Consider the following 20,943-nt stretch of genomic DNA (forward strand, 5'->3'; position numbering starts at 1 on the left):
ACGGCCATGATTGTGGGCCGAACCGACCCGCAATCATTGTGATCTCGTGAAAACGACAGCCGAGCGGCCATCGGAGGCGGTGTCCCCGCCGCCCGACAAGAGGGATAGTCCGTTTGGAAATGCGCATCAAGAAAAATATGATTATTCTAGTCATGTTTTTCTTGATGGAGCGGTAGGCGCCGGAGGCGCGTACCGCCGCCCGGAAAATCATGTCCTAGATGTCGAAGTGCGCGATGACGGGCACGTGGTCGGAGGGGCGCTCCCAGCCGCGCGCTTCCCGCAGGATGTCGACGTTCTTAAGCGCCGGCGCGAGGTCGGCGGACGACCAGATATGGTCGAGCCGGCGGCCACGGTCGGCGGCCTCCCAGTCTTTCGCCCGGTAGCTCCACCAGGTGTAGAGCTTGGTCGGGGATGGCGCGTGCTGGCGCATCAGGTCGACCCAGCCGCCGCCGTTCATGACCATGGTCAGACCTTCGGTCTCGATCGGCGTATGGCTGACGATCTTCAGGAGCTGCTTGTGCGACCAGACGTCGTGTTCCAGCGGCGCGATGTTGAGGTCGCCGACGAGGATCGAGGAAATGCCGGCTTCGGCTTCCGCGTGCAGCAGTTTCATCTCCTCGACGAAATCGAGCTTGTGACCGAATTTCGGGTTGATGCTGCGATCCGGCTCGTCGCCGCCGGCCGGCACGTAGAAATTATGCAGCCGGATCTTCTTGCCGCCCGCCTCGAAGACGACCGAGAGGTGGCGGGCGTCGCCGACGCCGCAATAGTCGCGCCGGTCGCTAAGCTCATGCAGCGGCAGGCGCGAGATCGTCGCCACGCCGTGATAGCCCTTCTGGCCGTGCATCTCGATATGATTGTAGCCGAGCGCCTTCAAGGGCTTGGAGGGAAACTGGTCGTTCGGGCACTTGGTTTCCTGCAGGCAGAGGATATCGGGCTGCCAGGTCTTCAAGAGATGCTCGACCAGCGGCATGCGCAGGCGAACGGAGTTGATGTTCCAAGTGGCGACGGAAAGGGCCATGCGTCATTCCCTGATCGGCTGAGGCCGGACGCTTGCGAAGGGAAGGCCGGCTCGGGATGGATGTTTGACCCGAGCTTTAAGCAGGTCCGGCGCGCCGGGACAAGGAATGGAGGGGAGGCAAGGCATGAAAAAAGGCCGCACCAATGGAGGGCGGCCTCGTGTCGACAAATCCAGCGATTGAGATTGCTCAGCCGCCCTTCTTGTTGCGAACCTCGTCATAGGGGATCTGGAAGACCTTGTCGTCCAGCGCCATGCCGGTCTGGACGTTGAAGATCATCACCGAGGTGTCCTTCTTCTGGGCGTCGGTGATTGTCCACTGGCGCAGGTCGTAGGTCTTCGGGTCGAACATCATGGTGATGGTCGAATCGCCGAAGATCGAGCGGTCGCCGAGCACGATGGTGATGAGATCGGACTCTTCCTTGACGCCACGCACCATCTTGCCGGTCAGGTCGATCCGCTCGCTCAGCAGCAGATTGAGCGGTGTCTTCGACAGCGGATAGATGTCCCAGGTCTTGAGCTTCATGTTGCCGATGACGACGGACTTGCCGTCGGCGATGACGCGCATCGGCGAGGGGGCCTCGTAATTGAAGCGGATGCGGCCGGGACGGCGGATATAGAACTTGCCGCCGGTCTGCTCGCCGCGCGGGCCGAACTGCACGAATTCGCCGGCCATGGTCTTCACCGAGGAGAAATGGTCGGCGATCTTCTGGGCAGCGCTCGGGGCCTGCGCGAAGGCCGGGCCGAGGTTAAGACCGGTGCCGCCGATGCCGCCAAGTGCCGCAAGCCCGCACACGAAGAGGCGGCGCGACATCACCGGGTGGTTGCGCTCGCCAGTCTTAGTCTCTGTCATCTCGGTCTCCTTCATTTACGAATCATCTGGAGCGCAAGTGCGGCGCCTTCAAGGCGCCATTTTCGAGCTTTTTCGCTCGCGCTCTCACATGACTGTTACCGGTTTGGCCGTTTATGCGGGGCCTTTGCCCGCGTCCGCCGGGCGTCTTTTCTTTCAATGCCTTCGCTTGACGCGAATCTGCTGGAATCGCCTTGCCGTCCGCTGGCTTACTCTTCGGTCGGAACGAGGATCTCGCGCTTGCCGGCGTGGTTCGCCGGGCCGATGATGCCTTCCTGCTCCATGCGCTCGATCAGCGATGCGGCACGATTGTAACCGATCCCGAGGCGACGCTGCACGTAGGACGTGGAGGCCTTGCCGTCGCGCAGAACGACGGCGACCGCCTGGTCGTAGGGATCGTCGGAATCGGCGAGATTGGAGGTGCCGGCGGGGCCGCCGCCCTCGCCATCCTCGTCGTCATCCTCGGTGATGGCATCGAGATATTGCGGTACGCCTTGCGTCTTCAGATAGGCGACGACCTCTTCGACCTCGGTGTCGGAGACGAAGGGGCCGTGGACGCGCTGGATGCGGCCGCCACCGGCCATGTAGAGCATGTCGCCCATGCCGAGCAGCTGTTCGGCGCCCTGTTCACCAAGGATGGTACGGCTGTCGATCTTCGAGGTCACCTGGAACGAGATGCGCGTCGGGAAGTTCGCCTTGATCGTGCCGGTGATGACGTCGACCGAGGGGCGCTGGGTCGCCATGATGACGTGGATGCCGGCGGCGCGGGCCATCTGCGCGAGCCGCTGCACGGCGCCTTCGATGTCCTTGCCGGCGACCATCATCAGGTCGGCCATTTCGTCGATGATGACGACGATGTAGGGCATCGGCGCCAGATCGAATTCTTCCGTCTCGTACATGGCTTCGCCGGTCTGGCGGTCGAAGCCGGTCTGCACTGTGCGGGTGATTTGCTCGCCCTTGGCAAGCGCCTGCTCGACGCGGCTGTTGAAGCCGTCGATGTTGCGCACGCCGATCTTCGACATCTTCTTGTAGCGCTCTTCCATCTCGCGCACCGTCCACTTCAGTGCGACGACCGCCTTCTTGGGGTCGGTCACGACAGGCGAAAGCAGGTGCGGGATGCCGTCATAAACGGAGAGTTCGAGCATCTTCGGGTCGATCATGATCAGGCGGCACTGATCGGGGCTCAGCCGATAGAGCAGCGACAGGATCATGGTGTTGATCGCGACCGATTTGCCGGAGCCGGTGGTACCGGCGACGAGCAGATGCGGCATCTTGGCGAGATCGGCAACGACGGGCTCGCCGCCGATCGTCTTGCCGAGCGCCATGGCAAGGCGGGCCTTGGAGGTTTCGAAGTCGCGCGAGCCGATGAGTTCGCGCAGATAGACGGTTTCGCGCCTCTGGTTCGGCAGTTCGATGCCGATGGCATTGCGGCCGGGAACGACGGCGACGCGGGCCGCGATCGCGCTCATCGAGCGGGCGATATCGTCGGCAAGGCCAATGACGCGGGAGGACTTGATGCCGGGCGCCGGTTCCAGTTCGTAGAGTGTAACGACCGGGCCGGGGCGAACGTGGATGATCTCGCCCTTGACGCCGAAGTCTTCGAGCACGCCTTCGAGCATGCGGGCGTTCTGCTCCAGCGCATCGGGCGAGAGCGAGGCGTCGCGGCTGACATTCTTCGGCTCGGCGAGGAAATGCATCGGCGGCAGTGTGAAGTCGCCGTCGTTGTCTTCGACGAAGGAGCGCTGGGCTTCGCGTTCGATCCGCTGGCCGGTCTTCGGGCGGGGACCCGGCGTGACGACGCGCGAGCCGCCGTTGGGCAGGCCCTGCTTCGGCGGCGCCGCCTTCGGCGCCCAGTCGGCAGCCGGATCGTAGTCTTCGTCGTCGGGCAGAATGCCGGCGGGGCGGCGCTCGTCGATGTCGAAGGGCATGTCGTCATCCTCGTCGTCGGCCATGATCGGCGGCGGGGTGAGGATGCGGCGCTCGGAGCGGTCGAGCGAGGGCTCGATGCGGTCGCCGGCGGCCATCGGCTTCGGCCGGGCGGGCTCGTTCAGCGTGCCGAACTCGTCGTTGTTGAAATCATAGGGCTCGTCGTACTGGCGCTTGGGCGTGGCGCGGGTGCCGCTCATGCCGAAGATGCGGCGCATGCGCGCGTGCATGGTGTAGCGCATATGGGCAAAGGAGCCCATCAGCAGGGTGAAGGGGCCTTCGCTGTCGTCCTCGTCCAGTTCGTCGCGCACGGTGCGCGCCTTGCTCGGCGTCGGCTCGGCGATTTCCTCTTCCTCCTCCTCGTCGCTGACGCCGATCAGGCCGGCGCTATAGACCAGGCACCAGGCGGCGGGGACGGCGAAGATACAGGCAAGAATGGTCGCAAGCGTGCCGGTCGGGAAGGCGCCGGTAAAGAGCGCCGGGAAACGCAGGATCATGTCGCCGAAGACGCCGCCGAGACCGTTGGGCAGCGGCCAGGTGATGGGGGCGGGAACACAGCTGAGTGCTGCGCCGGCAAGCACGGAACCGACGAACCAGAGACCGAGGCGCTTGAAGACCTTGTCGAAACGCTTGCCGCCGATCAGCACCAGGGCCCAGGCGACGGCCGGCAGGAGGGCGACGACGCTGGCCAGCCCGAAGAACTGCATGAAGATGTCGGCAAAGGCAGCGCCGGTGTAACCGAGCACGTTGGTCGGCGCTTGTGACGTGGCGTAGGAGAAGCTTGGATCGGCGACATTCCACGTTGAGAGCGCAGCGACGGCCAGCGCCAATGCGCCGAACAGCGCAAAGCCCGCCAGCGACGCGATCTGTCGCCAAACGAAGGTGGTTAGCACGAACCGGTTGGAACGGCTGTCAAGCGCTGCCGGATTGCTTCTGCTCATGTTGCCTGCTGCCCGTCTCGATCTTCACGGCGCATTGCGCGCCATGGAATCAACCTAAGCGGTGTACGGTTAATGCGACATTAACCATGCGTAGTTGGCGCTAAAATAGCAGTCGCAGCCGGACCGATCGGCACGAAAAAGGCCCGGAGCTTCCGATCCGGGCCAAGAGCGATCCGCGTGGGGCGGATCGCGACGGGACTGTAAACGGCGCCGGACTGCCGGCGCCGCGATCCGCTTAGCTGTGGTAGGCGGCTTCGCCGTGCGACGAGAGGTCGAGGCCCTCGCGTTCGGCTTCGACGGAGACGCGCAGGCCGACGATCGAGTCCACCAGCTTGTAGAGGATGACCGAGACGACGCCGCACCAGACGATGGTGATGGCAACCGCGGTCAGCTGGGTCATGAACTGGCCACCCATGGTGACGCCGTCGGCATAACCGATGCCGCCGAGCGACGAGGAGGCGAAGATGCCGGTCGCAAGCGCACCGAAGAAGCCGCCGACGCCGTGGACGCCGAAGACGTCCGCGGTGTCGTCGTAGTGGAACTTGTTCTTCACGACCGAGACGAAGAAGTAGCAAAGCGGCGAGACGAGCACGCCCATGACGATCGCGCCCATCGGGCCGGCAATGCCGGCGGCCGGCGTGATGGCGACGAGGCCGGCGATCATGCCCGAGGCTGCACCCAGCATGGAGGCCTTGCCGCGGGTGATGGTTTCGACCACTGACCAGGAGAGGACTGCGGCTGCGGTTGCAAGGAAGGTGTTGACGGTTGCGAGAACCGCGCCGCCCGAGGCCTCGAGGTTGGAGCCGGCGTTGAAGCCGAACCAGCCGAACCAGAGCATGGCAGCACCGACCAGCGTCAGCGTCATCGAGTGCGGTGCCATCATGTCACGGCCGTAGCCGGTGCGCTTGCCGACCATGATCGCGCCGATCAGGCCCGCAACGCCGGCATTGATGTGAACGACGGTGCCGCCGGCAAAGTCGAGCGCGCCCATGCCGAAGAGCAGGCCGTTGCTGTCCCAGACCATGTGGGCGATCGGGAAGTAGACGAAGGTGGCCCAGAGGATGGAGAAGAGCACTGCGGCCGAGAACTTGATGCGTTCGGCAAACGCGCCGACGATGAGCGCCGGCGTCAACGCCGCGAAGGTCATCTGGAACAGCATGAAGATGTATTCCGGAATGACGACGCCTTCCGAGAAGGTTGCCGCCGTGCTCTCACCGGTGACGCCGGCAAGGAACATCTTGGCGAAGCCGCCGAAATAGGGGCTGGTCGAGCCGCCGAAGGCGAAGGAGTAGCCGTAGACGACCCAGACGATCATCATCGCCGCGCCGATCACGGTGCACTGCATCAGCACCGACAGCATGTTCTTGGCGCGCACGAGGCCGCCGTAGAAGAGTGCGAGGCCGGGGATCAGCATGAAGAAGACGAGAAGCGTCGAGAAGAACATGAAGGCGGTATCGGCCTTGTCCGGGACCGGCGCTGCGGCGGCTGCAGCCGGAGCTGCTTCCTGCGCGAAGGCGATGGCCGGCGCAAGCAAGACGGCGCCGAGTGCGCCGAGGCGTCCAAGAGAGGTGGTAAGTTTGCTGGATGACATCGAGAAGTGCTCCCTGAACGGCGTGATTTACAACGCTTCTGAATCGGTTTCGCCGGTGCGGATGCGCACGGCATGGTCAATGGCGTAGACGAAGATCTTGCCGTCGCCGATCTGGCCGGTCTTGGCGGCTACGGCGATCGCTTCAACGGCCTTGTCGACGAGCTCCGAAGGGACGGCGATCTCGACCTTCAGTTTCGGCAGGAAGCTCACGGCATATTCGGTGCCGCGGTAGATTTCGGTATGTCCCTTCTGGCGGCCGTAGCCTTTGACTTCGGTCACGGTCAGGCCCTGGATGCCGACAGCAGTGAGGGCTTCGCGAACCTCATCGAGCTTGAACGGCTTGATAATGGCCATCACAATTTTCATCTGGTTTCATCCTTGTTCGCCTCCGGCGGAGGCCGTCTCTCCTTGCTGCGGAGCGCCCCAAGCGCCGTGCAACCGAACCATGACATTCAAGGGGCGTGCCAGATTCGGATAGCTGTCTTAAGTGTATGAAAAAAAATAGAAAAAAAGAAATCCGCAGCACGAATGCTGCGGCGCATCAAAAAATCGGCACTTTAGAAGATTAAAAAATAGGCAGAATGAAACTTCTGCTTATTTCCTATTCAGATGCCTTTTTCCGGATCAGCCCTTCCTGGGCGACGGAGGCGATCAGTACGCCGGAACGCGTAAAAAGGCTGCCTCTGGTCATCCCGCGGGCACCATGTGCACTCGGACTGTCCTGGGTATAGAGCAGCCAGTCGTCCATCTTGCAGGGGCGGTGGAACCACATGGCATGGTCGAGGCTTGCGACCTGCAGGTTGCGGTCGAAGACCGACGTGCCGTGCGCGTAGAGCGAGGTGTCGAGCAGCGTCATGTCGGAGAGATAGGCAAGGATCGCCGCCTGGATATGGCGCTCGTCCGGAACGGTGCCCACCGCCTTGACCCAGACATCCTGGATCGGTTTGCCGTCGTCGCGGGTGAAATAATGGTGAAACGAAGCCGGGCGGATCTCGATCGGCCGTGGCCGTTCCCAGTAGCGACGGATCGCTTCGGGCGCATGCACGAGGAACTTTTCCTTCAGCTCCTGCTCGCCCGGCAGCGTCTCGGGCATTGCGAGATCAGGCATGTCGATCTGGTGGTCGAAACCGTCCTCGTCATACTGGAAGGAGGCGGACATCGAGAAGATCGCCTTGCCATGCTGGATGGCGACGACCCGGCGGGTGGCGAAGCTCGTACCGTCGCGGATGCGGTCGACCTCGTAGATGATCGGCACCGACGGGTCGCCTGGCCGCATGAAATAGGCGTGCAGCGAGTGGACGAAGCGGTCCGCATCCACGGTGCGCTGGGCGGCAACCAGCGCCTGGCCGATCACCTGGCCGCCGAAGACCCGCTGCCAGCCGACCTGTGGGCTCAAGCCCCGGAACAGATTTTCCTCGAGTTTTTCGAGATCGAGAATGGCCAGCAGCGCATCCATGGGGGTGGCGGTCTCGGTGGGGCGCGACATTTCGGCTTTCTCCGATGGTAGGAACGTCGATGGCATTGATCTATATAGACATAAAACGATGCTCAAGTGCGACGGAGAAAGCCGATGCTCGATGTCTTGATTGCCGGTGGCGGCTATGTCGGCCTTTCGCTCGCGGTGTCCTTGAAGAAGGCGGCGCCGCATCTCGACGTGATGGTGATCGACGGCGCGCCGGAAGATGCCTGGAAAAAGGACCAGCGCGCTTCCGCCGTTGCGTCCGCGGCCGAGCGCATGCTCGACGTGCTCGGCGTCTGGGATGAGATCGCGCCGGAGGCCGAGCCGATCCGCCGCATGGTGATCACCGATTCGAAGGCGGCCGATCCGGTGCGCCCCGTGTTCCTGACCTTCGACGGCGACGGCGGCGAGGGTCGTCCCTTCGCCCATATGGTGCCGAACACGGCGATGGTCGGCGCACTGCGCCGCGCCTGCGAGGCGCTCGGCGTCGTCAATCGCCAGTCGACCATGGTCGAGAGCTTCAAGAGCGGCGACCATGCGGTGGCCGTGACGCTTGCCGGAGGGGAAGAGCTGCAGGCCCGTCTTCTGGTCGCTTGCGACGGCGTGCGCTCGAAGCTGCGCGATGCCGCAGGCATCAAGACCGTCGAGTTCGATTATGGCCAGTCCGGCATCGTCACGACCGTCGAGCACGAGCGGCCGCACGAGGGCACGGCGGAGGAGCATTTTCTGCCGGCCGGGCCGTTTGCGACCCTGCCGCTCAAGAACAACCGCTCGTCGCTCGTCTGGACCGAGCGCACCGAGGATGCCGAACGCCTGGTCAAGGGCGACGATTTCCTGTTCGAGGAAGAACTGGAGCGCCGCTTCGGCCACAAGCTCGGCCACCTGAAGGTGGTCGGCGGCAGGCGGGCATTCCCGCTCGGGCTGACGCTTGCCCGTGATTTCGTCAAGCCGCGCTTCGCACTTGCCGGCGACGCGGCCCATGGCATCCACCCGATCTCGGGGCAGGGGCTCAATCTCGGCTTCAAGGATGTGGCAGCGTTGGCCGAGACCATCGTCGAGGCGGATCGTCTCGGGCTCGACATCGGCTCGCTTGCGGTGCTTGAGCGCTACCAGAGCTGGCGGCGCTTCGACACGTTCCGCATGGGTGTGACGACCGACGTGCTCAACCGGCTGTTTTCCAACGACATCACTCCGGTCAGGATCGCCCGCGATTTCGGCCTTGGCCTCGTCGATCGCATGCCTTCGCTGAAAAGCTTCTTTATCCGCCAGGCGGCCGGCATTGCCGGAGACGCGGATCCGCGGCTGCTGTCCGGCCAGCCGATCTAGGCTCGTGTGGTTTGGAGTTTGACCCTGTCCTCGGGTTTAACCTGAGGACTGGCCCTCTCCCTGCAAGCGGGGAGTGGCCGGCAGGCCGGATGAGGGGCAGCTGAAAACGTGACGTTCGAGGGGCCGACTCGGCCCTCAATCCTCGATCTTGCGGGCTTCCGAGATCAGCATGATCGGCACGCCGTCGCGGATCGGATAGGCGAGGCGGGCCTTTTCCGAGATGAGCTCGCCGGCTTCCGCATGATAGCTGAGACGGCCCTTGGTCAGCGGGCAGACGAGCAGTTCGAGCAGTTTCGGGTCGACCTTGCTGGCATTGATATCCATTGTCCGTCGCTCACTGCAAAATGCTGTCCATATCGCCGAAGTCGCGCGCGAGCACGATCTCGGTGATGGCGATCAGGGTTTCGGCACGGGTCTTGAGATCGGGGGCCTCGAGCAGCGCCTGTTTCTCCGCCGGGCCATAGGGCGACATCATCGCCATGGAGTTGACCAGCGTGCGGTTGCTCGCGCGCTCGACGCTTTCCCAGTCGGCTTTCAGCTTGTTGGCTTCGAGATAGGCCTTGAAGGCGGCCAGCAGCGCCGCTCGATCGACGAGGGTCTCGTCGTCGCGATTTTCGAGATCGGCGGCAAAGGGGCCGATGCGGAAGCGGCGGTAGCCGCGGGTGCCGCCGACTTCCGAAAACAGCCGGTAGCGGCACACGCCCGTGAGCGAGGTGATGTAGCGGCCGTCGCCGGTCTCGGCAAAGGAAGTGATGCGGCCGATGCAGCCAACCTCGCAGAGCGCCTGCATCGGGCCGGTGGCGGTGTCGTTGCGACCTTCACAGAAGGACGGTTGCACGATGCCGATCAGCCGGTTGCCGGAAAGCGCGTCGTCGAGCATGGCGAGATAGCGCGGCTCGAAGATGTTGAGGGGAAGCTGGGCGCCGGGAAGCAGCAAGGCACCGGTCAACGGAAACACCGGAATGATCTCCGGCAAGTCCTTCGGACCGAGATAGCGTGCATTTCCGACGTGCATTTCCGATAGACCCTGCCGGTATTCGCTTTGCCCCGCCAAGGAAGCGCGGTCAACCAGATCAAAAGATGGTGCGCTGCTTGAAAATCTCAAGGGAGGAGCCTGTCGATCTTCACAGGTGAAGATGGATCGTGATCGGATCCGCTTACGAAAAGGGGCGCCGACGCGCCCCTTTCAAAAAAAACATGCCTGCCGGTTCAGGAGAACAGGATCGACGAGAGCTTGCGCCGGGCAGCGATCGTTGCCGGATCCTTCGGGCCCCAGACTTCGAAGAAGGAAAGCAGCTCGCGACGCGCGCCGTCGTCGTCGTAAGCCCGGTCGCGCTTCATGATCGTGAGCAGATGGTCGGCCGCAGCCATCCGGTCGCCCTCGACGTTGCGGATCTTGGCGAGCAGCACGCGCGCCTCGTGATCATCGGGGTTTGCGGCGAGGCGCCGTTCGAACTCGTTGGGATCGCCGAGCTTGCGGGCTTCCTCGATCTGGTCGAGCTTCTTGCCGAGGGCGGCAATGCCGGCGTCCTTGGCAAGATCTTCCGGCAGGCTGGACAGCGCCTCGCGGGCCTCGGCGAGCTGCCCGAGCGCGATCATGCAATCGACCATGCCGGCGATCGCGACGACGTTTTCGGGATCGGCCTGCAGCACGGCGCCATAGAGGCCGGCGGCGTTCTCGGCATCGCCGGCATCGATCAGCGCCTTGGCGTCGGCGAGAACCGCTTCGATCTCGGCCTTGCTGTCGTCAACGGCGGGGCCGGCGATCTTTTCGATGAACTGCTTGATCTGGCTTTCCGGTACTGCGCCCATGAAGCCGTCGACCGGGCGGCCGCCGACGAAGGCGATGACGGCGGGGATCGACTGGATGCCGAGCTGGCCGGCGATCGAAGGATGATCGTCGATGTTCATCTTGACGAGCTTGACGCGGCCTGCGGCTTCCGTGACCACCTTTTCGATGACGGGGGTCAGCTGCTTGCAGGGACCGCACCAGGGCGCCCAGAAATCGACGAGAACCGGCTGCTGCCTGGAGGCTTCGAGCACGTCCTTGGTGAAGTTGGCAGTGGTGGTTTCCTTGATCAGGTCGCCGCTCGACGCGGCCGCCGGCGCCGGCTGGCCGAAGGAGGCCGAGGCCGTCATCTGAGTGCCGAAAGACCCTGCATAGGGATTGTCGCTGCCCGTCATTCTTCTCTCCTCGCCGGCTCGTCCGCCAGCTTACTGCATTCGCGCCAAAGATCGTATGTCAGGCCGTGACTTTCAAGACAAGCGGTTCGTGTCCGGTCGCTTCCATGAAGCGCAGAAGATCCTTCGAAGCGATCGCGGTCGTCGCGTCATTGGAAAGCGGGTGGCAGTTGACGATATCGAACGTCATCAGCGCCTCGTCGAGGATGACCTTGACGTTGCCCCCGGTGTCGTTGATCGCGCCGAAGGCGGTCACCGCACCCGGAATGACGCCGAGATATTCCATCAGCTTCTCCGGCTTGCCGAAGGACACCTTGCTGGCCGCGCCGATCACCTGGTGCACGGTCTTCAGGTCCACCGTCGCGTGCTCCTCGACGGTCAGCAGGAAATAGTTGTCCTTCTTGTCCTTCACGAAGAGGTTCTTCGTGTGGCCGCCGGGCATCTCGTCGCGAAGCGCCACCGATTCAGCCACGGTGAAAACCGGCGCGTGGGTCTTCGTCTTATGCTCGATTCCAAGTCCATCGAGAAAATTGAAGAGGTCTTCGGCGGTTTTCGGCTGTGATTCACGCATGATTCTCATCCCTTGGGCACTCGTTTCGTCTCAGCTTTAGGGGAGAAGCCCGTCAGGACGCAATCTCACAGGCGGCGAGGCCAGCCAAAAACGCGGCATTTCCGGGCTTTGCGGGGGGTCTCCCAAAAAATATTCGATTTCTCGTCATTTCCCTGTTGCATTCCAAAATCGCTTAGGCCATATACCGCCCGTCGCCGCAAGACAGCGCCGACGCCACGGTCCACCGACTACCCCCGGACCTTGGATGATGAGCGGGTGTAGCTCAGGGGTAGAGCACAACCTTGCCAAGGTTGGGGTCGGGCGTTCGAATCGCCTCACCCGCTCCAGTTTTCCAAAACGTTCAAAGCCTCGGTTTACCGAGGCTTTTGTGTTTTCCGGCGCGGTTGAAATCGACGGACGCAGAAGGATGTCGGAAGGCCGCGGTTACCATCGGGTTACGTGTTTGCCGCCTGGCAATCGTCCTCTGTATCTTCGGCTTGGGTTGCGAATTTACCCGTTTTGGTGTTTCCTTCGCCCTCGATCCGACCTCCCCCGAAAGTGAGTTAAGTACATGAAGTCAGTTTGTTTTTTCAACAACAAAGGTGGCGTCGGAAAAACAACATTAACCGGTAACATTGCGGCATACTTTGCGATCGAGCAAAAGAAGCGGGTTCTGGTAATTGATTGCGATCCGCAATGCAATATCACACAGTTTATACTTGGTGATGTAAAAACAATTGATCTATATTGGCCTGAGAAGGGAAGTAGAGAAGAAACAAAAACGAAGACAATACTAGACATTGTTGATCCAATACTTAGTGGTGACGCAGATATTAACAGTCGAATACGGCCGCTCAGGTCGAGTGTAAATCGATTTGGGGTGGATCTGATTCCAGGGCATCCGCGCTTCTCGACATTTGAGGATGAACTTTCTTCTGCGTGGGCTGAGTTGCCTACGGGTAAAGCCGGGGGCTTTCGCGTATCAAATTGGTTAAGGTCATACCTGCGGACAGTCGAAGACGATTACGATATTGTCTTTGTTGATGTTAGTCCTTCTTTGGGAGCCCTAAACCGGTCTGTTCTGCTATCCTCCGATTACTTTGTGGCACCCCTTGGCGCCGACGCCTTTAGCGTGCTCGGAATACGCAACATATCGCGCTGGATGAACAGCTGGGCGGATTACTATGAAGTGGGCTTGGAACAATCTGAGAGACTGAACCCTGGTGGACTTAAACGGTACGAAATCTTAACTTCTTTACCCATAAAGAGCGGGTTTCTCGGATTCACGCTTCAGCAGTACATCGCCAAAGCTAAAGAGGGCGTGCGTCGCCCGACAAAAGCGTACGAAAGAATTTTGGCGGATATACCTGACGAAGTTGATACATTTCTCAGTGGATTTGCGGCACACAACAACTTGCCTTTCCATTTAGGTGACGTACCGAATCTCTATAGCCTTATCCCCCTAGCGCAGAGCGCGAACGCCCCGATTATTGCGCTTGAGGCGCGAGATGGATTGGTTGGCAGTCAATTCAGCCAAGCGTCGCGATACAGGGAAATCATAGGCAATTTGGCCGAAGCCATTTCTGAGAGGGTATGAGCTTTGGTTAGCTGGCCTGTACCACTTGTCCGAGAAATTGCTGAACGCCGTGTGGTGGTCTTCATAGGCGCGGGAATATCAAAGTCTGCCGTTCCAGCTTTACCGAGTTGGCCGGCCTTGATAGGGGACCTTTCAGCAAGGTTACCTGCGAAGAAGGACCAACGGCTGGTAGGTCAACTCGTCCGAAACGATCGATTACTGGATGCTGCTGAGCTCATAAACTCTGTCATTTCGGCTGCCGAGCGAAGAAATTTTCTGGAGCAAAAATTTCTATTGGCTCCACCCCCTATTTCGGAAATATACAAAGATATACTTAGTCTTGATTTTAAAGTGTGTATTACGACAAACTATGATCAGCTAATTGAGAAGAATTTCGAGCATTTTAGTGGCGGGCATGTGACGCACCATGTTAGGACTCACACCTACAAGAATTTTATTGCAGATCTTAGGTCTCCATCTAGAACAATTTTAAAATTGCATGGATGCGTGACAAATACCGCCGAGATTGTATTGGATAGAAAATCATATTTCAACGCGAAAGCGGATAACCCTGGTATATACGATGCAGTCCAGGCGCTCTCAACGGTCAATACAGTTCTTTTCCTTGGATACTCTATATCTGACCCAGATATACAGTTGATCTTGGAAAGTGTTCACGCTCGCACTCGAGCGGACCATACTCACTACGCCTTAATGTCTAAGTTTGAGCACCCCTCTTTGAGACAGGCAATAGGGTCAACATACAATGTATCATTCATAGAGTACCCAGCGGGACAACATCGTGAGGTTCCTTTAGCCGTAGCTGACCTATGGAAGTCCGTTAAAGAGGAACGGGCGGGGCGCGGCATACCATGAAGTGCCACTACAGATCGTCTGTTCGTCGTGACGATGCTTCTGCTTCATCTATAAACGCATGTGGATCAGCTTTAAGCGCTCTGCAGATTCTCACGTATTCGGCTACATCGAGCCTTCGCTCGCCAAGTTCGTACTTGGAAACGAACGTTTGCCGCTGGCCTATTAGCTTGCCCAGTTCGACCTGTATGATGCCCGCGCTCTTTCGAGCCGCAATCCAGCAGTTCAATTGTGCGACGATAGAGATCCGAGCGTAATGATGACAATGTCAACGCCAGTTCAAGAACCAGCACTTCAATAGAACCCGAATTTCGAGTACCCCAAATTAGGGTATTTGGACATACTGCACGTGCGCACGATTCGTTGGGGCGCGCGTGAAAGATCAGTATGTCGGGGATATCAACGACTATCGAAAATATGCGCTCCTGCGGGCGCTCTCCGCATCGGAGTCTGTTGGATGATGACGCCATCGGATGGCGGATTGGATGGCGGGAAGCTCGGCTATTTGCGGCAGCCAGAGCGCCATCGCCAAATCGACCCGGAGCTTTTCGATATCCTGGAGCACGCAACTTCTGCACCATCGCCGCCGATTGCAGACGATCGAAAAAAGCCGCGCTACCATTCCCGGGGCGATCTACTACAACGACCTGCTTCCGATGACCTTTCCGGCCGCCATGTCTTCATGGGGCGCTGCCTCGATACTTTCCACAACGGCGATTTAATCTTCTTTGACCCGAAAAGAACTCCTCTAAATACCTCTACCTCGACGAGGTGTCTGACTTTTATGCCGCCGGCAAGTCGCTGCTGATCCACCAACACTTCCCGCGCATCGAACGATTGGGGTTTGTCCGCCAGTGCATTGATCGACTTTGTTCCGTCGCTACCACGGCTTCCGTTTGGTCGTTCACGACGCCACACGTGGTGTTCTTCCTACTGGTCCACCGAGAGTCCTGCACGGTTGGTAATTGCGGCCATTCAGGCCAGTGGACGTTGGGACGCGGAGTTCATCTCGGGCAGCTTTTGAAGGCTGGTCCGCCGGCTCAATAATTGACAGGGATTTTGTTCCTGTGTTTTCTGGAAAACTTTTAATTTCAATAGGATAGACAATGAAGAGGGTAGCCTTTCTCGCAGTCTCACTGGTTCTGCCGCTTGTTTCCGCCTGTGCGCCGGTGGAAACGAAGACCAAACTTGTAACCCCGGCCGGAAGCCAAGTCCGGTCAGCTGGCCCCGGCGACGTGGTGATGTCGTTCCAGTCCCGCAAGGCCCTGCCCAACATTGTCGGCGGTGCTGACATCTGGGGGCGGACGACGAATGCTGGCGGGACGACGGTGCGCTTTATCGGGGCGCGCGGATCGAAGGCAGTTCTCGAACGGACGGACGTTGTTGTGGAGAGCAACGCGACGACAATGACCGAAAGCCCGATGATCATACCGCAGACCACCACGACGACCATCAACGGAACTGTCGGCATGACGGATGTATCGGGGACAGCGCGATCGACGTCCTACCAATTCATTCCGCCGCGCGGCTCCTCGCAATATGCCACAATGCAGCGACCTCTAGCGATCGCGCTCGGCAGTGGCCAAAGCGTGACCATTCAGGGCAGAACGCTCCGGGTCGTCGGCGTTGCGGCGAACGAACTCCGATATGTGGTTGAGTGACCCGCTGAGTCATGGTGGCGAGCGCTCTACTGGGAGCGAGCGCCGCGTATGGGGGTACAGACCGTCGAGGCATAGCGCGGCTGACCGGGTCCTTCCAGGCCTAGTCCGAATCGTTCGATAGGGGGGAGGGCTCGAACCAAAAGCCCGGAATGTCGAAGGCAGCTCTGGCTCAATATGAAGGGTTCAAACGACGATCACGTCGGCCTCATCAGCCGCCTCAGTGTCGACGATCGTATGATCCATCGAGATGCAGACACCTGAGTTCTGTATCGACCTCTCGATGTCTTTCATATCCATATGCGTGTGAGAGGCGGCATTGGCGAGTGCCATCATCCGCGCTTCGCCGGTCGCATTGTCGATAACCATAAGATAGTCCATCTACGTTCTCCCGCTTTGGGAGATTAAAACACGGCGTAAGGCCTGCCACAATTTATCTAGTAATTTCAATGGCTTTAGTAGCCGCCGCCGGCATGCAGCCGCCACCGCCGCCTGCTGCGGTAGGTGACGCCGGCGCACTGTACGCCGGCGTCCCGGCGGTGTGGACGCTACAGGGTGCCCCTAGCTACGGGGCCGCCAGTCACGGGGCGCGTGGCAGGGTATTGATCGCCTTCATAAAGCTGAAGTCGAGGAAGGATCCATCAGAGAGTTCGGCGAAGAAGCCAGGGGTATTGTGGCGATGCATTTTACGAAGGAACCGCACAACCGTTCTGGTTCCCAATGCTGCCACTTTATCTTCTCGAAGGTTGAACACTGCGCGCACAAATTCTGCGTCTGCGCCTTCGATCTCAGTCTCCAATGGGTGCCGGTGGAGAACCTCCTGACAATATCCGATCGCGTCTTCCTTCGTACGAAACGACTTTGAACCGATTTTGTAGGGCATATGAGTTTCTCCTCATTTCGTCAGGCCAGTCGGATTATACGCGCGCTCCAGGGCGTCGACGGCGGCAGCGCCTCCCCGGACGGCTTGGGTGTAGTGGCCGAGCGTCACGGTCGGGTTGGCATGTCCGGCGATCTGCGCGACGAGACCGACCTCGATCCCCTGGGCCTGCAAGGTCGAGATAAAGGAATGGCGGGCGCTATGCGGCGTAACGTAGGAGAGGCCAAACTTCTTGAACGCAGGCTGCCAGTACCGCTTCCGGAAGTTCTGATAGAGCAGCGGCCCACCGCCGCCAATCCGGAGCTTCGGCCATTCCTGAAGGCGACCGGGACCGGGGAAGACGCGATGGAGCTCCTTTCCCTTGCGCGGGCAGCGAAGTCGCCATTCAAGTAACATCTCCCGCAATGTTGCGCCCATGGGGATGTCGCGTGTGCCGGCCTCCGTCTTTGTCATTTCCGTCAGCGAACCGTCTCGCTCCTGGATGCGGCGGATCCGGATGACATTCTTGTCAAAGTCGACCTCGCTCCAGAGCAGGCCGAGCTGTTCCGACGGCCGCGTGCCGGCGAGGAAAGGGAAGGCATAGTAGATGCCGTGTTCCGCATCCATCTTGGCGGCGGCGATAAGCTTGGCGATGTCTTCCGGCGTAAGGATGACTTTCTTCGCCTTGTGACGGGCGCGGGTGAGCCCGGTTGGCATGGAAGGAGCGCGGATACCGAAGTCTTCCTCGGCGAGTGCTAAGACCGATTTGAGATGCGACTTTGCCCGGTTGGCGGTGTAGTTACCGCATTGCTCAATGATGGTCCGATGCCAGACGCGGATCATGGCCGTCGTCAGATCGGTGAGTTTGATCTCGCCCAATAGCTTTATGAAGCGAGCGCCTTTTGGTGGGACGCCGCTTTCGGTGTAATCCGCGCGGTCCTGCGGGGTGCCAATCAACAATGGCCCCCGGAGCGCACCGTTCGCCACGACCTTGTAGCCCTTCAGAGTGGATTCTTTGACTTTGCCTTCTTTGTCAGCAAGCCAGTGATCAATGGCCTTCCCGACAGATGGAGCTGTTCGCTCGTCGGTGAAATCCCCTTCAGCAAACTTAAGAAGCAGCTCATTCCGCTTAGCTTCCGCGTCCTTCTTGCGATCAAATGCGCGCCGAACGCGTCTTCCAGTTTTGGGGTCACGGAAGTTGACGTACCATTGTGCGTAGGAGGCAATCGTTCCACTTGAAAGCTTGCGGCGACGGGTGGTTGACGTGATGGAGATACTGACGGATTTGGTCATGTTGTTCCCGTTGAGAATGAAAAAATGGCGAGGAAAACACGGGGCAGTAACCGGCACAATTAATCGCGAATTGCGCTCGGACGGCCCGTCGGCGGCCAGAATTGTAACCTGCCGCGTAACCTCGCTGTGTTCGTGGAAATCAAGGCCCTGAAGAGACGGGGCCTCTAAGGAATTCGGATTCCCCGGTCATCCGGGTTGAAATCGCAAGTGTGACGCGTGGCGGCGGTGACGGCAGTAGCAGCCGGCGGGGCCAGGGGCGGGCGGCAGGAGTACCCCCCTACGCAATCGGCACCAGCTCAAAGGTGAGCATCACGGCCGTCACAACGTCATGCTAGAAAGCCGTCTGATAGCCGCCGTCAAGCGACACTCTGATCTTCATTCCCTTCCGGTCCTTGCCGACGTATTCGACGTGGACCCCTGCCTTTGCCATGGCAGGCCGCATGCGCTTGAGCTGGTTCGAAAGATGGGACGCCGTCTTTGGAAGCGCGTGCTCGGGAACGGAGTCTCTACGTTCCCTGAACTCTGCGAACAACTCGATGGCATACCCTTCGAAAGGACCATTTCGGCACACAAGGCGAAGCATTGTCACCAGCGGATCTTCATTGACCTTCTCGATGACGAAGTCGTCCTGGGCCTTGGCGATCGCGTCGATAAGGCTGCCATTTTCGAGCTTGAGCGCCGACTCGGCCGCCTTGATCCACTTCGCCGCATCCGCCATGCGGAGATGACGGGGTGGTTCCACCATGCTAAAGTTTTCTAGGCCTCTCGCGACAGCATCGTACAGCGCGCCCAAAATACCCGGCAGAAGCTCTGCAAACTCCGCGAGCAGTTCCGCTTCGGTTCTTCTGCCCCCCTCCTGCATCGGTACGAGGCGAATCGGAATGGCGCGCTCCATTAGGTCAGGGCGGTTGGCATAGCCGGCGATTCCGTTCATGATAAAAGGCCGGGTATAACTCATCACATGTATATCGCCGTCGCTGTAGAGCTTACGAACCGCAATGCCGCCGCCTGTAGCGAGGGTACAAAGAACGTCCGACATCTCGGCTTTCATGCCCGAGGCGTTGTCGAAGGACAGCAGTCGATACTCTTTGGCCTGGATCATCAGATCCTGCGGCTTATCGGGTAAGCGAAGGCGCATCGCCTTGTTCGGATCGATGACGCGCTTCACTATTTCGCAGAACACGCTTTTGCCTGAGCCCTGCTCGCCCTCCACCAGAAGTACGAAGTAGGGGCCGTGCGGTTTAAGTGCGTTAATGAGGAAGGCGGCTAACAGGCGAAAATTGTGCTCGTCCAGGCCGAGGAAGTCCTTTAATGCAAAGAGGTTGCCGCCTTCCTCTGGAGTAGGAAGGCTTTCAAAACCGGCTCCCCGCACGAACTTCAGTCGACTCCCGCCTTCGACCGACCAACCGATCTTGTCGATTTTGACGACGCGGCCGTCTGATGCACCTATATCAATGAGCACGATCTCGTCGTCGCCAGCCACGCGCGCGAAAACGGGGTATGCCAGACCATCAAACAAGGCCTTCGTCTCGATTGTCGCTACTGCCTCCATCAGCGGCGTGGAGTTCACCGCCTTTTCCATGACCACGTAAGCCTGATGACGGAGCCACTGCTTGAAGGCGTCCGATTTAATGCGATACGCCACGGCCGATCCTGTGTGTGGCAGCGTCGCGAACGCGGCGCCATCGCCGTCGTTGAACAGCTCGATGCCTGCGTTAAGCGCCAGCGATACGAGTGCGTGGGTAAGCGTCGGTGCGTCCTCGTCGCTTAGATTGCCGAACCCCTTTGCTCGTGCCGAGGCAATCCATCCTGGTAGCTCGTCCAAAGAATTGCCACTGTAGTCCCTCGGTAGAAGGCCGACGAAAATGTTGGCAATTTCCTCGTCCGTAGCCCCCGTTCTGACTAGTGTCGCCACAAGCGCAACGCCAGCATCGTGGGTGCTTTCACCCATGGTAAGGGTGAAGGCATGTTCGGAGCCAAGCGTCACCTTCATCAGCTTGATCTGGTGTTCGGTGATTTCGGGCAGGTTCGCGAAGTCAACGTTCAAAATCGGTTCACCCAAGACCTCGTAGGGCTTCCGTGTATCCGGATGAACCGACGGCGGCATGACCGTCATTTTGCCAGCGGCCAGTACGTCTATGTTGCCGAGGCCACCAGCACCTTTGATGACGGTTGATTTCAACGCCTTAACCGCGCGGGCGAAGATGGTTGCCCCCTTCTTGCCTCTTTTGCCCGAAAGGACGACGCGCCTTTGCTGATTACTTAGTCCAAGAATTTGAAGGCTGACGTTCAGTAGACGATCGTCATCCACGTCGAGACCAACAAAAATCTTACCATCACCAACGTCAAATCCGGTAAGCAGGCCGATATTGTTATCTCCATATTGGTTTTGCCACAGCGTACGCTTTTCTTCAGTCGGAAGCGCTCCTAGTTGACCCTGCCAGCCGGGCAGGATCGGTACCTTGCCTTCGACCGGGATAACGGGCAGGTTGCGGTTCCAAAACCTCCGGGATTCCTTGCGAAAGATGTGCTCAACCATTTGCGCGCCCTACCTTTGCAGCACTAATGGCCGCCTCGACTTCGGAGAGGCGTACGAGCTTCCGGCTGTTAAAAGGCGTATATGCGGGGATGGTGCCCGACTTAACGGCGCGGCGAAGAGCCCAAACGCGTACGCCGAGAATTTCAGCAGCCTTCTGGACGGTGAGCATGGGTTCGACACGCCCCGGATTAGCGGGTGTCGTAGAAGCATTGGTGGGGGTCATTCATGACACTCCTGTCGGTTACAGTTGTGCCAAAGGCCTTTGACGATCAATGTGTGACCGATCGCGGTGTAGTGGTCTAT

Annotated in this window: 21 protein-coding genes and 1 tRNA gene; 6 read left to right on the forward strand and 16 right to left on the reverse strand. The window is 59.8% G+C overall.

Going from position 1 to position 20,943, the window contains the following annotated elements:
- Positions 1-214: 214 nt before the first annotated feature.
- From JVX98_RS23255 to tesB, 6 genes are all read right to left on the reverse strand, one after another.
- On the reverse strand, positions 215-1,021 hold the full coding sequence (locus JVX98_RS23255; protein WP_205237538.1) for an exodeoxyribonuclease III: 807 nt from the start codon (positions 1,019-1,021) through the stop codon (positions 215-217).
- Between the two features lie 187 nt (positions 1,022-1,208).
- Positions 1,209-1,871 carry an outer membrane lipoprotein carrier protein LolA gene (locus JVX98_RS23260; protein WP_205237539.1) on the reverse strand — a complete coding sequence of 221 codons (663 nt, stop codon included), beginning with the start codon at positions 1,869-1,871 and terminating at the stop codon, positions 1,209-1,211.
- Between the two features lie 206 nt (positions 1,872-2,077).
- Positions 2,078-4,735 carry a DNA translocase FtsK gene (locus tag JVX98_RS23265; protein WP_205237540.1) on the reverse strand — a complete coding sequence of 886 codons (2,658 nt, stop codon included), beginning with the start codon at positions 4,733-4,735 and terminating at the stop codon, positions 2,078-2,080.
- A gap of 235 nt (positions 4,736-4,970) precedes the next feature.
- On the reverse strand, positions 4,971-6,326 hold the full coding sequence (locus JVX98_RS23270) for an ammonium transporter (protein WP_205237541.1): 1,356 nt from the start codon (positions 6,324-6,326) through the stop codon (positions 4,971-4,973).
- Positions 6,327-6,353: 27 nt separating this feature from the next.
- The gene (locus JVX98_RS23275; protein WP_192451015.1) at positions 6,354-6,692 is read right to left on the reverse strand and encodes a P-II family nitrogen regulator; all 339 of its coding nucleotides are present in this window, start codon (positions 6,690-6,692) and stop codon (positions 6,354-6,356) included.
- A gap of 235 nt (positions 6,693-6,927) precedes the next feature.
- Positions 6,928-7,812 (reverse strand): acyl-CoA thioesterase II, encoded by an 885-nt coding sequence (gene tesB / locus JVX98_RS23280; protein WP_043624878.1) that lies wholly within the window; start codon positions 7,810-7,812, stop codon positions 6,928-6,930.
- 84 nt (positions 7,813-7,896) lie between these two features.
- Between tesB and JVX98_RS23285 the strand changes: the two genes are divergently transcribed.
- Complete coding sequence (locus JVX98_RS23285; RefSeq protein ID WP_192451014.1) at positions 7,897-9,111, forward strand: ubiquinone biosynthesis hydroxylase; 1,215 nt, start codon at positions 7,897-7,899, stop codon at positions 9,109-9,111.
- A gap of 135 nt (positions 9,112-9,246) precedes the next feature.
- Here JVX98_RS23285 and JVX98_RS23290 read toward each other — a convergent pair whose 3' ends face one another.
- The 4 genes from JVX98_RS23290 to JVX98_RS23305 all read right to left on the reverse strand — a co-directional run bounded on the left by JVX98_RS23290 (position 9,247) and on the right by JVX98_RS23305 (position 11,863).
- Positions 9,247-9,435: a Trm112 family protein gene (locus JVX98_RS23290; protein WP_192451013.1), complete on the reverse strand. Its 189-nt coding sequence runs from the start codon at positions 9,433-9,435 to the stop codon at positions 9,247-9,249.
- A 10-nt stretch (positions 9,436-9,445) separates the two neighbouring features.
- Complete coding sequence (locus JVX98_RS23295; protein WP_034802753.1) at positions 9,446-10,126, reverse strand: LON peptidase substrate-binding domain-containing protein; 681 nt, start codon at positions 10,124-10,126, stop codon at positions 9,446-9,448.
- 194 nt (positions 10,127-10,320) lie between these two features.
- Positions 10,321-11,295: a thioredoxin gene (trxA, locus tag JVX98_RS23300; protein ID WP_192451012.1), complete on the reverse strand. Its 975-nt coding sequence runs from the start codon at positions 11,293-11,295 to the stop codon at positions 10,321-10,323.
- A 58-nt stretch (positions 11,296-11,353) separates the two neighbouring features.
- The gene (locus JVX98_RS23305; RefSeq protein WP_082006222.1) at positions 11,354-11,863 is read right to left on the reverse strand and encodes a prolyl-tRNA synthetase associated domain-containing protein; all 510 of its coding nucleotides are present in this window, start codon (positions 11,861-11,863) and stop codon (positions 11,354-11,356) included.
- A gap of 251 nt (positions 11,864-12,114) precedes the next feature.
- On the opposite strand from JVX98_RS23305, the gene JVX98_RS23310 reads away from it, so the two are divergent.
- From JVX98_RS23310 to JVX98_RS32725, 3 genes are all read left to right on the forward strand, one after another.
- Positions 12,115-12,189: transfer RNA gene (locus tag JVX98_RS23310), tRNA-Gly, on the forward strand.
- A 224-nt stretch (positions 12,190-12,413) separates the two neighbouring features.
- A complete protein-coding gene (locus JVX98_RS23315; RefSeq protein WP_205237542.1) occupies positions 12,414-13,439 on the forward strand; it encodes a ParA family protein in 1,026 nt (341 codons plus the stop codon).
- Positions 13,440-13,769: 330 nt separating this feature from the next.
- Positions 13,770-14,294 (forward strand): SIR2 family protein, encoded by a 525-nt coding sequence (locus tag JVX98_RS32725; protein WP_371826576.1) that lies wholly within the window; start codon positions 13,770-13,772, stop codon positions 14,292-14,294.
- A gap of 7 nt (positions 14,295-14,301) precedes the next feature.
- Here the strand turns inward: JVX98_RS32725 and JVX98_RS23325 are convergent, their stop codons facing one another.
- Positions 14,302-14,520 (reverse strand): helix-turn-helix domain-containing protein, encoded by a 219-nt coding sequence (locus JVX98_RS23325; protein WP_246764936.1) that lies wholly within the window; start codon positions 14,518-14,520, stop codon positions 14,302-14,304.
- Between the two features lie 228 nt (positions 14,521-14,748).
- Between JVX98_RS23325 and JVX98_RS23330 the strand changes: the two genes are divergently transcribed.
- Entirely contained in the window at positions 14,749-15,099 is a 351-nt protein-coding gene (locus JVX98_RS23330; protein WP_205237544.1) for a hypothetical protein, read from the forward strand.
- 298 nt (positions 15,100-15,397) lie between these two features.
- Positions 15,398-15,952 (forward strand): hypothetical protein, encoded by a 555-nt coding sequence (locus JVX98_RS23335; RefSeq protein WP_205237545.1) that lies wholly within the window; start codon positions 15,398-15,400, stop codon positions 15,950-15,952.
- 183 nt (positions 15,953-16,135) lie between these two features.
- On the opposite strand, the gene JVX98_RS23340 is transcribed toward JVX98_RS23335, so the two are convergent.
- The 5 genes from JVX98_RS23340 to JVX98_RS23360 all read right to left on the reverse strand — a co-directional run bounded on the left by JVX98_RS23340 (position 16,136) and on the right by JVX98_RS23360 (position 20,863).
- Positions 16,136-16,330, reverse strand: coding sequence for a hypothetical protein (locus JVX98_RS23340; RefSeq protein ID WP_205237546.1), 195 nt, complete (start codon positions 16,328-16,330; stop codon positions 16,136-16,138).
- A 199-nt stretch (positions 16,331-16,529) separates the two neighbouring features.
- Positions 16,530-16,832: a DUF3223 domain-containing protein gene (locus tag JVX98_RS23345; protein ID WP_205237547.1), complete on the reverse strand. Its 303-nt coding sequence runs from the start codon at positions 16,830-16,832 to the stop codon at positions 16,530-16,532.
- A 12-nt stretch (positions 16,833-16,844) separates the two neighbouring features.
- Positions 16,845-18,101: a site-specific integrase gene (locus JVX98_RS23350; RefSeq protein ID WP_205237548.1), complete on the reverse strand. Its 1,257-nt coding sequence runs from the start codon at positions 18,099-18,101 to the stop codon at positions 16,845-16,847.
- A 331-nt stretch (positions 18,102-18,432) separates the two neighbouring features.
- Positions 18,433-20,640, reverse strand: coding sequence for a bifunctional DNA primase/polymerase (locus JVX98_RS23355; RefSeq protein ID WP_205237549.1), 2,208 nt, complete (start codon positions 20,638-20,640; stop codon positions 18,433-18,435).
- Complete coding sequence (locus JVX98_RS23360; protein WP_205237550.1) at positions 20,633-20,863, reverse strand: helix-turn-helix domain-containing protein; 231 nt, start codon at positions 20,861-20,863, stop codon at positions 20,633-20,635. Before JVX98_RS23360 ends, JVX98_RS23355 begins: the two co-directional genes overlap by 8 nt.
- Positions 20,864-20,943 lie beyond the last annotated feature (80 nt).

Source organism: Ensifer sp. PDNC004 (assembly GCF_016919405.1).
Lineage (GTDB): Bacteria > Pseudomonadota > Alphaproteobacteria > Rhizobiales > Rhizobiaceae > Ensifer.

Coding starts and splice junctions, on each gene's coding strand:
- JVX98_RS23255 (WP_205237538.1), bottom strand. CDS start 1,021: ATGGCCCTTTCCGTCGCCACTTGGAACATCAACTCCGTTCGCCTGCGC.
- JVX98_RS23260 (WP_205237539.1), bottom strand. CDS start 1,871: ATGACAGAGACTAAGACTGGCGAGCGCAACCACCCGGTGATGTCGCGC.
- JVX98_RS23265 (WP_205237540.1), bottom strand. CDS start 4,735: ATGAGCAGAAGCAATCCGGCAGCGCTTGACAGCCGTTCCAACCGGTTC.
- JVX98_RS23270 (WP_205237541.1), bottom strand. CDS start 6,326: ATGTCATCCAGCAAACTTACCACCTCTCTTGGACGCCTCGGCGCACTC.
- JVX98_RS23275 (WP_192451015.1), bottom strand. CDS start 6,692: ATGAAAATTGTGATGGCCATTATCAAGCCGTTCAAGCTCGATGAGGTT.
- tesB (WP_043624878.1), bottom strand. CDS start 7,812: ATGTCGCGCCCCACCGAGACCGCCACCCCCATGGATGCGCTGCTGGCC.
- JVX98_RS23285 (WP_192451014.1), top strand. CDS start 7,897: ATGCTCGATGTCTTGATTGCCGGTGGCGGCTATGTCGGCCTTTCGCTC.
- JVX98_RS23290 (WP_192451013.1), bottom strand. CDS start 9,435: ATGGATATCAATGCCAGCAAGGTCGACCCGAAACTGCTCGAACTGCTC.
- JVX98_RS23295 (WP_034802753.1), bottom strand. CDS start 10,126: ATGCACGTCGGAAATGCACGCTATCTCGGTCCGAAGGACTTGCCGGAG.
- trxA (WP_192451012.1), bottom strand. CDS start 11,295: ATGACGGGCAGCGACAATCCCTATGCAGGGTCTTTCGGCACTCAGATG.
- JVX98_RS23305 (WP_082006222.1), bottom strand. CDS start 11,863: ATGCGTGAATCACAGCCGAAAACCGCCGAAGACCTCTTCAATTTTCTC.
- JVX98_RS23315 (WP_205237542.1), top strand. CDS start 12,414: ATGAAGTCAGTTTGTTTTTTCAACAACAAAGGTGGCGTCGGAAAAACA.
- JVX98_RS23330 (WP_205237544.1), top strand. CDS start 14,749: ATGATGACGCCATCGGATGGCGGATTGGATGGCGGGAAGCTCGGCTAT.
- JVX98_RS23335 (WP_205237545.1), top strand. CDS start 15,398: ATGAAGAGGGTAGCCTTTCTCGCAGTCTCACTGGTTCTGCCGCTTGTT.
- JVX98_RS23340 (WP_205237546.1), bottom strand. CDS start 16,330: ATGGACTATCTTATGGTTATCGACAATGCGACCGGCGAAGCGCGGATG.
- JVX98_RS23345 (WP_205237547.1), bottom strand. CDS start 16,832: ATGCCCTACAAAATCGGTTCAAAGTCGTTTCGTACGAAGGAAGACGCG.
- JVX98_RS23350 (WP_205237548.1), bottom strand. CDS start 18,101: ATGACCAAATCCGTCAGTATCTCCATCACGTCAACCACCCGTCGCCGC.
- JVX98_RS23355 (WP_205237549.1), bottom strand. CDS start 20,640: ATGGTTGAGCACATCTTTCGCAAGGAATCCCGGAGGTTTTGGAACCGC.
- JVX98_RS23360 (WP_205237550.1), bottom strand. CDS start 20,863: ATGACCCCCACCAATGCTTCTACGACACCCGCTAATCCGGGGCGTGTC.